Source organism: Candidatus Peregrinibacteria bacterium, assembly GCA_016220175.1.
Classification (GTDB): domain Bacteria; phylum Patescibacteriota; class Gracilibacteria; order CAIRYL01; family CAIRYL01; genus JACRHZ01.
In genome coordinates, this window is record JACRHZ010000036.1 from 1 (window position 1) to 11,894 (window position 11,894).

Consider the following 11,894-nt stretch of genomic DNA (forward strand, 5'->3'; position numbering starts at 1 on the left):
GCAAGTGATCCAGAAAATGGACCATTAACATATACTGTGGTATGGGGTGATGAACCTATCCAGATTCAGCCATATCTCGTAAATCAAACGGCAACGTTTAGTCATACATATTCTCGCGCTGGAACGTATACACCGACAGTTACTGTTACTGATGATCATGGTCTTTCTGCAAAAACAAGCGCAACACTTACCGTAACTCCTCAAGGTCCGACAACAGGAAAAGAGCCAGTAAATGTGAATCTGAATACAGAAACCATGTCTTCTACCGCAGCAGTTGGACAAAAAGATGTGTGCTTTTTAGAATTTAATCTTTTCGCAGGAGCGACAACAGAAACTCGTGTAACTGATATCTCAACAAATGGATATATTGATGAGAATGGAGATGGAGGGTTTCAACAAGGAACTGACAATAATGTGAATTTGAAGGATATTGTACAGGCAGTGAAGCTTATTGACTCCAGCAGCAAACAAGTAATAACAACAGAATCTGTACCATCATTCGGAACAGTCGTGTTTGATAATGTAAATATACTTATTTCAAAAGGAACACATCGAGCATTTAAGATTTGTGGAGATATTTCTGTGAATGCGTACCTGAACAACACACCAGAAAAAGTAGCCTTCACTATTCCACTACTGTCAATTACAGCACAAAATAGCGACGGAAATACTCTTTCTCAGACAGGAACGGCGAATACAAATTATTCCACGGTAATAACCGTTGTTGCGTCATCTTCGGCTTCAGGAGGCGCTCTGACGCTTTCTGTTTCGCCATCTACTCCTCAAGAAGGCATTTTGTTTCCGGGAGATGTCAAAAAACTTGTTTCCAAATATAAATTTTCTGCCGCAGGAGAAGGGTTTGTCGTGAGGAAACTCGCAGTGAATAATTTTCAATCTGGAGTAACTGATGCCGACCTCGCAGAATATGATAACAATGTGAAATCAGTAACCATTTCATATCTCAACTCTCAAGGGCAAACAGAAGAAAAAACATCATATGTTTCTCAGGGGAATGCACTTTTTTCAGGACTTAATATCGCTGTTCCAAAAGATGGAACTGCAGATCTCAGCGTATTTGTGAATGTGAATACTGTTTTACTCGGAGCAACACCAGGAGAGTTTTTGAGACTTGATCTCGCCTTCAACCAATTTGAAGCAATGGGAACCACTTCAGGAGAAATATTCCGAGCCTACCGAATGGATGCAGATTTCCTGAGTTCTGCTGACTTCGATTTTGGAGAAATGCGATGGATGAACAGCGGAGTTTCTGTTCAAGGAACCGATACTACGGGAAGCAATACTCTTGGAGAAACTACTTCTTTTAACGTTCAACCGGGAGTTTTACTTCCAATTGGAACGCTTATTTGCGTCGATGATAACAGTTCTGGAACCTGTGATGCAGAAGATATCTATGTGGTAGAAAGCTGGGTGAATGAAGGTGATACAGTAACAACAACACTTCTTGATGATGCCGGTGATGGAGTTTACGCAAATAACGCTGGAGATAATATTCTTTACGCACTTCCGGGAGACGGGTATTTGATCACTACAAATCAAATGCAAATTGGTGCCTCAACTCCAACTCTTGCACTCGATCCAAATTCTCCAAGAGGACCTCGAACTCCATTATCAGGAGATACCACATTTATCTTTGATGTAAGAGCTGCAAATAGCGGAGATATTCACATTACTCCTGGAACCGAACTCATTGCTTCTGATGGCTATGATGGAAATGGGAATAATAACCTTCCACTCGGATCCAGCGTAGAAACAGGAAAGCGACTTGATGGACTTTCTATGACCGAGCCTCTTATGAATTTCACCTCAGGAGACACGATTTCTTTTGAGCCAACACAGCAAAGCACAAGTCAGTATAAACGAATTGCTTTTTGGATGATGTGGTCAGATGCTGCGGGAACTCTTCAGCCGACATTTACTGATCTGAAACTCGAAACCGCATCAAGTTCAACAGGACAACCAACCAATGGGACTTCTCTTTCTCAACTCATTTGTGGAGCTGATCAGAGTAATCTCGTGAGCGGAGAATGGTATTTCTGCGATCTCGATCTTCCGGGAAATGATCGATATGTTCACCTCGAGCTTGATGATATGACAGAATTTTCTACAGCAGACACGCTCTATTTTGATGTAATGCGACTCTATAATGAAAAAATCGTAGTAGACATTGCTTCTGATGGAGATCTCGATACCTATGCCCATAATATATCTAATCCTGGAAGTCCAGTTTCTGCACTCCTTGCACTGAGTGGAACGAATTTTTCAGCGGATGGATATATCAGTACAAAAACGAATGGAGCATCTGCTACAACAGAAGCCTCTGTGACTTTTATTCCTACAAACTTAAATCCACTTTTAAATTTTGCAAGCGGTACAACAACAGTTCTTGCTGTTCAAACTGACACGGCAAGCCTTCTTCATGAAGATGCAGGAGAAGCTGACATGCTCACTTTTTCCATTGCCTATGGGCGATCAGTTGACGGGAATGTTGTAGCAGGAGGATTTTGGTATAACGATGGATATAACACCATAAAATGGCTTGGGAATACGGAAGGAAGTAGACTTATAGGAAATACGCTCGAGTATTAATATTCAAAAAGAAATTACATTGATGAAAGAGGGACAATCATGTGGTTGTCCCTCTTTTTTTAAAACTCCTTGCCCAGAGAAAAGAAATTTCAGTATACTCTGTCTATTGTTGCTATGACAAAAATTGAAAAATTGTCGTTATCGAGAAGGAATATTGAGGCAAATGTAAAATGCAAAATGTAAAATTTTAAAACAAATCTTAATTTCTAATTTGTAATGTTTAAACATTTGGATTTAGAATTTATTTTTACATTTTACCTTTTACATTTTACCTTTAAAATTTCCTCGCTAGATTTCAAAATTCTCAAAAATCAAATGTCTCCAGCATCATCGAAATTTGTCTTTATAACTGGCGGTGTCTGCTCTTCTCTGGGAAAGGGAATCGCTTCTGCCTCCATCGGAATGCTTCTCAAAAATGCTGGTTTCAAGGTCTCTATTCAAAAACTTGATCCGTATCTCAATGTTGATCCGGGAACAATGTCGCCATTTCAACATGGAGAAGTGTTTGTCACAGATGATGGAGCAGAAACCGATCTTGATCTTGGGCATTACGAAAGATTTATCGATGAAAATCTTTCCAAATATTCTACGGTTACTACGGGAAAAGTATATTCGGAAGTTCTCGAAAAAGAGCGAAAAGGAGATTTTCTTGGCGGAACGATTCAAGTGGTACCGCACATCACGAATGCTATTATTGCAAAAATTGAACAAGCTGCGGAAGAATCAAAAGCGGAAATTCTTATTATTGAAATCGGAGGAACTGTTGGAGACATAGAAGGGGAACCATTTTTGGAAGCGCTCCGCCAGATGAGAATGGAAAAAGGACTCTCAAATGTCCTTTCCGTTCATCTCACGCTACTTCCATATCTTGCGGCATCAGGAGAACTCAAAACAAAACCAACACAGCTTTCTGTTCGAGAAATGAGCAGAAGCGGTGTGCAGCCAGATATTATCTTGTGTAGAGCGGATAAAGAAATCCCGCCAGAACTTCTCGAAAAGATTTCAAAATTTTGCAACGTGGAAAGAGAAGCAGTGATTCCCGCCCCCACAGTGGACACGATTTATGAAGTTCCACTTGGTCTTCATAAACACGGAATTACGCAAATTCTTGAAAAAAAAATGAAGCTTCGTACGGTAGATCCGAAGCTCACCGAATGGAGAAAAATGGTGGACAACATTAAAAACGCGAAGGAAGAAATAAAAATCGCACTCTGCGGAAAATACACAGATCTCGATGATGCCTATCTTTCCGTTTTAGAAGCCATAAAATCAGCTTCATTTTCTTTAAAGAAAAAGCCGAAAATCATGTGGATCGATACTGAGCGCATTGAGAAAAATGACACAGAAGAATGGAAAAACCTCAAAGAGTGCGCAGGAATAGTTGTTCCTGGAGGATTTGGAAAAAGAGGAACAGAAGGGAAAGTTCTTGTCGCAAAATATGCAAGAGAGCACAAAATCCCCTACCTTGGACTTTGCCTTGGTGCGCAAATTATGGGAATTGAATTTGCGCGAAATGTATGTCACATCGAAGACGCAACATCAGAAGAATTTAACACTCGAGCAAAAAATCATATTATCCATTTTCTTCCCGGACAAAGCGAAACACGTGCAAAAGGCGGGACGCTTCGTCTTGGAGCATGGCCGTGTGTTCTCAGAAAAGGATTAAAGGCCGAGCGGGCATACAAAAAAAGAGAAATTTCAGAAAGACACCGACATCGATATGAATTTAATAATGCGTACAGAGAAGTGCTCGAAAAAAATGGGTTTCTTGTTTCAGGGATTTCTCCAGATGGAGAACTTGTGGAAATTGTCGAAATAAAAGACCATCCATTTATGCTCGGAACACAATTCCATCCGGAATTTAAATCCAGACCGAATCGACCACATCCGCTGTTTGCAGCATTTATGAGGGCGGTGATTTCGTGAAGAAGGGGGATAATTTTTAATTTTGAAATTTAAAATTTCTAAATAAATTCTAATTTTTAAATCTCAATTTTTAAACATTAGACATTAAGATTTATTTAAAAATTTCAAAATTTAAAATTCAAAATTTATAATTTTCTCCCATGTCTCAGCCCTACAAAGATCTCAAAGATCTCCTCAAAAAAGAATTTATTTTCGCCATCATCGGCGCTTCGAATGATCGCTTCCATCCTGGATTTCAGGTGTATTACACGATGAAAGGTGCAGGATATCACGTGGAACCCGTGAACACTCTCGACATGACCATACAAGGCGATCCGTGTTTTCCAAATCTTACGCAGCTCAGACCATTTCCAGATGTTATTGTCCTCGCAGAAGAATTTTTTCCGGAAGACGACGAAAGAACGCGCCAGAAAAAAGAAGAGAACGCGCTGAATATTCTCAAAGAAATGCGAGATATGGGAATTTTTCGAGTATGGATGAATCCGAGAACCGTGACGGACGCAATTCGGCACTTCGCGATTTTGGAACATTTTGAAGTTATTGATGGCGTTTCAATAATTGAGGAAGTGGAGAAAGAGAAGGGAAAAAGTCAGAAATAAGAACAAAAAATAAAAAAATATCGAATCTGACAACAAACACCTGTTAGCAGAAATGAGACGGCGATTATTGACAATGAAGTGGGGAAATGTGAAAAATACAGATGTCGATATTGCAAATTGCATATCGTTTTTTATTCTTTTATTTATTTTTTTATGAAAGGCGAAATACTAACTTCAAAAACAGAAGTACTAGATAGCCAACGTCTTCAAGATGCATTCTTGCCAGGCACAGGGACAACAGTAGAGACTGCAAACACAAAAGCGCTAGAAATGGGGGCACAAAAAATGAGAACTAATGTGTCACATGTGTTACAAAAAGGAGAAATGGGATTCTGGCCACGAGAATATAGCTCGAGTGGAGAAAGGCATCCAGGGACAGACCCACTACCGCCGCTTGGCGCATATACCGGACCTGGTTATCCCTCTCCGAGAACGGATGGAGGTTGGGAACAGGTAAAAAATTCTCATTATTATGGCGTGAACCCTCGTCAATAGAAAACTTTTGAAAGCGAATTTTTCTTTTTGTCGCGGCAACTTTTCCCTGAATTGCCCCTTTACGTTTTTTGGGCATTATTATTCTTTTTCTCCTCTCGAAATTTTGTGTGTCAATCACAGAAAGATGAAAATACACCGAATCTGCCAATAGAAACTTGTTGGCAGAAGTGGAGCAAAGTGGAGCAAAGATTGTTGACAACAAAACATGGAAATGTGAAGAATATAAGCGTTGAATGTGCATTTCGATTTTTTATTTTATTATTATATTTTTATGACGTTCGAAGGCGGATCATATTTTGACGATGATCATGTGTCGGATCTTTTTAAAGAGTCTGCAGCAGCAAACCCAAAAGCAGCCACGGTTTTAGAAGAAGGTGCCCAATTGACACAAGAAGGGTTAGGAGTAAGCATGTCAGGAGAACCTCAAACACCAGGAACAGCAGATTCAAAACTAGTTCAAACATTGCTCGATGTAGCCCAAAAACTAAGAAGCAGTTCAGAAGCAGCAGCGCCAATGCGCGAAGAACCACCAACACAGCAAGAGGAAAACAACGGAGGAAAACGCACGATTTCGTATATACCACCAAATATTCATATATTAAAGCGACCAACTCAACCCTACCAGCACTCCCTTCAATCAACTTCTGGAGCCAGCATTAACGCTCCACTTTCGCAAGCTACATAAATACAGGTAATAACGCTTTTTGCATGAAACTGCTTTTTAGGCGGGTCCCTGAAGTTTTGTGAAAATTTTCTCTCATTTTTTGTTGCATGAAATCAGAACAGAAATGTCCTCTTCCAGAACTCGTAGAAGGAGTAACTCCAGAAAATATTCACAATGAAACTAATACTGGCGAAAATGTCGGAGAAGAAATTATTTCATAAACTGAGAGACATCATCCCTTCTCTTCACGTCCCACTTGTCGAATCTGTCGAAGATGAGAAAATTTTTTTATGAAATGAAAATTGAAAATCCATAAAAAAACGCACAAACACTGAACATTCTGATTTCATCGCGCTCCAATTTTTCAAATCGAAACGGAAACAAAACATTTCATCCGAAAATTAGCCCAAACTTGGGCTTGTAGGAGGTGGTGGAGGAGAATTTTGTGCCATGGGAGATGGCGGTAGAGGCGGCGACCTCATAACTCCAGACGTCGCAATATTTTGTTTAAAGTATCGCCCTGTCGTCTCCGGCGTAATAGGGATATACTTACATTCCTGACATTTTTTCTCAATATATTGAGCTACTTTTTGATGATCACGAGCATGCTTTTGAGAAATCTCTGTGAAATCAGAAGCAGTGTTAATAATTATAGATCCATATCCAAGGAGAAATGAGATAATTCCCGTATGCGCCGGACGAATATTCGTAATGTACGGGTATTCTACGTTCTGCGTTCCCTGTCCAAAAAGATATTTATTCTGGAAAATAATCCGCATATTCGTGATGTAGAGAACGTCATAATGATAATCAAGCCACACTTTCCAAAACGAAAGAACCGTCACGAGAAAAAGCACAGCAGAAATCGTAATCGCAATTTCGTGGAATTTTCCAAAAAGAAGAACAAGAAGCGTGAGAATTCCGAGAGAAAGAGGAAGCGTCATATTGGCGAGAAAAAATATAGGATGCTGCATCACCACCTTTTCGATCTCTTCGCCCGGCAAAAGATCCACATGACGCCGTGACCATTTCTTGACACTCTCCTCTGTTTCATCAGAAGATTTCATGTGGGCTATTTTGAGAATTCGAACAATTCGAGCAACTCGAAGTATTCGGAACACTTCTGTACCCACTCGAGAAAGCGAGAGATAGTATGGGACAATAGAAAGGAGATCAATAAGCCCCCAAAACGAAAAGATATATCGAAGTTTCCGTGGCGCAGCATATATTCTCGTGATGTATTCGAGAGTAAATACTGTGGTGACAATCATTTCGATTGTTTCGGTAACAAGGGAGTATTTTTGAAAATCTCGAATGAGTTCAATGGGCAAAAGAATGACGGAGACCAAAATGAGCACCAAAATAAGAGCATTGAGGAATTTCCCCGTAGGCCCATGCCCTCCTTCCAGTGAATTCCAAAGAAATTCCTGGACGTGATGACGGCGAATATTCGCTGGTTCATTCATAAAAATTAGGGAGAGAGGGTTTTGAATTATACAATCTTTTTTCTCGAATGAGAAAGCATTCGGACTAGAAATTCTTCAATGCATATACTAGTATGACAGAAGAATTTTACAAAAAAAGAGAATGTCAGGAGTTGCTGTTTCACCACGCATTGAAGAAAGTTGGGGAAAAGTTCTGACGACTGATTTTCAGAGCGCTCAATTCCTCGCCCTGAAGCAGTTCCTTCTCGATGAAATCGAAAAAAAAATACAGATCTATCCCCCACCAGAGCAAATCTTTTCCGCATTTGAGCATACTCCTTTTGACAAAGTAAAAGTCGTTATTCTTGGACAAGATCCGTATCATGGTGCAAGACAGGCAAATGGACTTTGTTTTTCGGTATCGCCCGGAATTTCTCAGCCACCATCGCTTCAAAATATTTTTAAAGAACTTCATGATGATCTTGGAATTCCGATTCCCAAAACTGGAGACCTCACTTCGTGGGCAAATCAAGGCGTTCTTCTTCTCAATGCGATTCTCACCGTTCGTGCAGGAGAGGCTGCTTCACATCAAGGAAAAGGATGGGAGGATTTTACGGATGCGGCGATTCGAAAGCTCTCCACAGAAAAAGAAGGAATTGTGTTTCTCCTCTGGGGAAAATACGCGCAGGAAAAAGGAAAAGTTATTGATCGTTCCAAACATTTTGTTCTCGAAGCAGCACATCCATCTCCTTTTTCAGTACACAGTGGATTTTTTGGATGTAAACATTTTTCCGTGACAAATGCAATTTTGGAAAAAATCGGGAAAACACCAATTGATTGGAGGATTGAATAATTATGCCTCAAGGTGATGATCTACCTTAAGTTTTTTCGCATAGAGAAGGAGCATCGGAAGACCAAGAAGAAATAATGGCCAGAGCTGAAGCGGCTGAGGGAAGAAATAGCTCACGGCGGCAAAAAGTTCACATGCTATAAATCGTCCCAATGAAAAATTAATTTCTCGATGGAGTGTGAAATATGTCGTATTCGTTTTTTTCCCATACGAATAAAAATACGCGAAAAATGTTGATCTGAGTACTGAAGCAGAAAAGCTATAGAGTGACTGAACAAAATAAATAAAAATTGTGGGATGAAAGAAAACAAGAAAATATCGCCCAAAAGTAGCGACAAGTTGTCCCAAGAGAGAGCTTCGTAACAAGATTTTTCGGTGCGCTTTGTCAAAATAGTGTCCAAAAAGAACCATCATTGCGGCTGAAATTGCCATGCTTATAGTGCTCAGGATTCCGAGCTCGAAGAAGCTCTCCCGCGAAAGAACGAGATAAAAAAGTATGGGCCAGAGTGTATATGAAATCATAGTGATAAAACCATCTCCAAAATACGCAAATCGTGTTTCACGAAAAATTTCGTGAGAACTCTTCATCTCTTCATATTTTTTCATGTCAAATTTCATTTTCAATTTTGTGCGAATGAAAAAGAGGGGGAGAACAGATGTCGCAACAATGAAACATCCAATGAGAAAGATGATTTGGAAAGGAAGAAAAAGAGAAAGAGCTCCGGCAAAAACCGGCGCGATCATAAGAGTAACGGTGGAAACGGCATTGAGAATTCCTGTCTGAAGCCCCACAGTTTTTGCATGAATAATTTCCACAAAGTAGAGATTATACGCGGGCCAATAAAAGAGATATTGCAGGAGAAGAACGACCACTGTCGGTATCCACCACATATTTCCAATGGCTACTAATTGAAGAAGAATTCCAAATATGATGTAGAAAAAAATCCCTGCACTCAAAAAGATTTTAATACCAATTTTTGTGAGCGCTTCGAGAATATATCTGGTGAAAAAATATCCTCCTAAACTTGTAACTCCAAAAAACGAAAAAACAAATGAGATAGAAAAGCCCTGCTTTAAAAAGAAGATGGGGAGGGAAAAAAGAAAGATGACTTCTGAAAAAGAAAAAATTCCCGTATGCACATAAAACAGGATATCATCCCGGAATATTTTTCGAGGAGGAGAAGAAATACTCATTTATTGAGCAGGCAAAATAGATTTGAATGCGAGAAGCATTCGCTCATAAAATCTCGCTTTTCGGATTTTACATTTTTTAGAACTCGGAAATGCCCAGACTTTAAATATTTTTTTTACTTTATTTCCTTCGACATCTGTAACAAATACCTTAAAATAATAAATACCGTATGAAAGACTATGAACTTTTGAAGAATATTCCGGTTCATTTTGACTCTTGTTTATCAATATTTCTGGATATTTTTCAGGAGGGATATTATTTGGTGGAATGGGAAGATTCGGGTTACGCTCACTCGAAGGAAGTTTGACGTGGATAAGTCCCGCCAGCTCGTTTTGTCCCGATGCAATATTTACCCGATAGTGCTGCTGAAGAATATTCTCTGCACGACTTTTGTCTATCGGTGGATCACTCAGCCACGACATCACGAGTTGATCAAATCCACGAACATGTCTTCCTGATTTCCGCCAGAGATCATTGATATATCCGAGGCATCCATTATGTGCACGTCCTTTTGCTATTACCTTGAGCCGAATCCAATAACATGGAAGATCGTATTCTTCCGTAATTTTGTCAAAATGGCGCCCTGCGATTTTTAAATATCGCGCACTACAACGAATCTCGAGAGACATACAATCAGAGAAAATTTATTTGAATATTACGGCAGAAATAGCAATGAAACAATAGTCAATTACGAATGAAATTAGTACAAAGTACAAAGCACAAAGTACAAAATAATAAAATTGCTTTCAGTTTTGTACTTTATACTTTTAATTTTGTACTTTCTTGTAATTGACTACTTCTCCGGTCTCAGCTTCCTCACCGTCGCTCCCGCTTGCCACATCTCCGAATTGCGCATCTCTGCAAGTTCCTTCTCGAGTTCCTCTCGATAATTCGGCTGAGAATTTTTTTCAAGAACACGTTTTGTTTCAGTTCCATTCGCAACACTTTCGTAGAGCTCATCAAAGACCGGAATTACTGCATCGCGGAATTTGTTTTTCCAATCGAGCGCGCCTCGCTGTGCCGTTGTGCTGCAGCTCGCATACATTGAGTCCATTCCGTTTTCTGCAATGAGCGGAATAAGACTTTGTGTCAATTCTTCAACGGTTTCATTAAATGCTTCAGAAGGACTGTGTCCGTGTTTTCGGAGTTCGTTATATTGCGCCTCCATAATTCCGGCAATCGCGCCAAGAAGCACTCCCCTCTCGCCCGTGAGATCACTGTACACTTCTTTTTCAAATGTCGTTTCAAAAAGGAATCCGGAGCCAATTACAATTCCAAGTGTCAAGCATCGATCGAGCGCTTTTCCGGTCGCATCTTGAAATACCGCATACGAACTGTTGATTCCACTTCCATTCAAGAAATTTCTGCGAACAGATCTTCCGGATCCTTTTGGAGCCACAAGGATAACATCAACATCTTTGGGAGGAATAACTCCGGTTTGCTCTTTATACGTAATTGAAAATCCATGAGAAAAATACAGAGCTTTTCCTTTCGTGAGATACGGTTTCAGAGTTGGCCACATCATTTTTTGCCCAGCATCTGAAAGAAGATACATGAGAACAGTCCCCTTCTCCGCTGCTTTCTCAATCGGAAACAGTGTCTCGTCCGGAATAAATCCATCTTGAGCAGCTTTGTCCCAACTTTTTGAATTCTCACGCTGTCCGATAATTACTTTTATGCCATTATCGCGCATATTGAGTGCTTGTCCTGGACCTTGCACGCCGTAGCCAAGAATCGCCACAACTTCATCTTTGAGAATGTTTTGCGCCTTTGAAAGTGGAAATTCATCACGAGTGACAACGTTTTCCTCTACGCCGCCGAAATTCATAATGGTCATAGTCGTATCGAAAAATAACAAGAGCTTCGAAATCGTAGTACGGCAATACAAAAGTGTCAATTTAAGCAAAGAGAAATTTTTGAGTTGGAATGCGGTGGAACAGAGAAAATTCAAATTTCCAATCTATTTTTCTAATAGCAATTTTTTCCTTATGATTTTAAACTAGTATTATTTCCAATAAATAATTTCGTGTGATATACTTGGGACGATATTTTTCTTGATACGCATGAAAAAATATATCGTTCATCTTTCTCAAAAGGAAAAAATACAAATACAGAAAATATTACAAAAAGGAAAGCA

10 protein-coding genes are annotated in these 11,894 nt (G+C 39.7%); 6 read left to right on the forward strand and 4 right to left on the reverse strand.

What is annotated here, in order from left to right; genetic code table 11:
* The 5 genes from HZA38_03355 to HZA38_03375 all read left to right on the forward strand — a co-directional run.
* Positions 1-2,607 (forward strand): PKD domain-containing protein (locus tag HZA38_03355; GenBank protein ID MBI5414529.1); only part of this gene is annotated, 2,607 nt, incomplete at its 5' end.
* A 315-nt stretch (positions 2,608-2,922) separates the two neighbouring features.
* A complete protein-coding gene (locus HZA38_03360) occupies positions 2,923-4,533 on the forward strand; it encodes a CTP synthase (GenBank protein ID MBI5414530.1) in 1,611 nt (536 codons plus the stop codon).
* Positions 4,534-4,673: 140 nt separating this feature from the next.
* Complete coding sequence (locus tag HZA38_03365) at positions 4,674-5,132, forward strand: CoA-binding protein (GenBank protein ID MBI5414531.1); 459 nt, start codon at positions 4,674-4,676, stop codon at positions 5,130-5,132.
* A 153-nt stretch (positions 5,133-5,285) separates the two neighbouring features.
* The gene (locus tag HZA38_03370; GenBank protein MBI5414532.1) at positions 5,286-5,627 is read left to right on the forward strand and encodes a hypothetical protein; all 342 of its coding nucleotides are present in this window, start codon (positions 5,286-5,288) and stop codon (positions 5,625-5,627) included.
* A 271-nt stretch (positions 5,628-5,898) separates the two neighbouring features.
* Positions 5,899-6,312, forward strand: a complete 414-nt coding sequence (locus HZA38_03375) for a hypothetical protein (GenBank protein ID MBI5414533.1) — start codon at positions 5,899-5,901, stop codon at positions 6,310-6,312.
* Positions 6,313-6,692: 380 nt separating this feature from the next.
* Here the strand turns inward: HZA38_03375 and HZA38_03380 are convergent, their stop codons facing one another.
* A complete protein-coding gene (locus HZA38_03380) occupies positions 6,693-7,757 on the reverse strand; it encodes an ion transporter (GenBank protein MBI5414534.1) in 1,065 nt (354 codons plus the stop codon).
* A gap of 121 nt (positions 7,758-7,878) precedes the next feature.
* Between HZA38_03380 and ung the strand changes: the two genes are divergently transcribed.
* Positions 7,879-8,568, forward strand: a complete 690-nt coding sequence (gene ung, locus HZA38_03385) for a uracil-DNA glycosylase (GenBank protein MBI5414535.1) — start codon at positions 7,879-7,881, stop codon at positions 8,566-8,568.
* On the opposite strand, the gene HZA38_03390 is transcribed toward ung, so the two are convergent.
* From HZA38_03390 to ilvC, 3 genes are all read right to left on the reverse strand, one after another.
* Positions 8,569-9,705 (reverse strand): MFS transporter, encoded by a 1,137-nt coding sequence (locus tag HZA38_03390; GenBank protein ID MBI5414536.1) that lies wholly within the window; start codon positions 9,703-9,705, stop codon positions 8,569-8,571.
* Between the two features lie 54 nt (positions 9,706-9,759).
* Positions 9,760-10,386, reverse strand: a complete 627-nt coding sequence (locus HZA38_03395; GenBank protein MBI5414537.1) for a hypothetical protein — start codon at positions 10,384-10,386, stop codon at positions 9,760-9,762.
* Between the two features lie 164 nt (positions 10,387-10,550).
* The gene (gene ilvC, locus HZA38_03400) at positions 10,551-11,594 is read right to left on the reverse strand and encodes a ketol-acid reductoisomerase (protein ID MBI5414538.1); all 1,044 of its coding nucleotides are present in this window, start codon (positions 11,592-11,594) and stop codon (positions 10,551-10,553) included.
* Positions 11,595-11,894 lie beyond the last annotated feature (300 nt).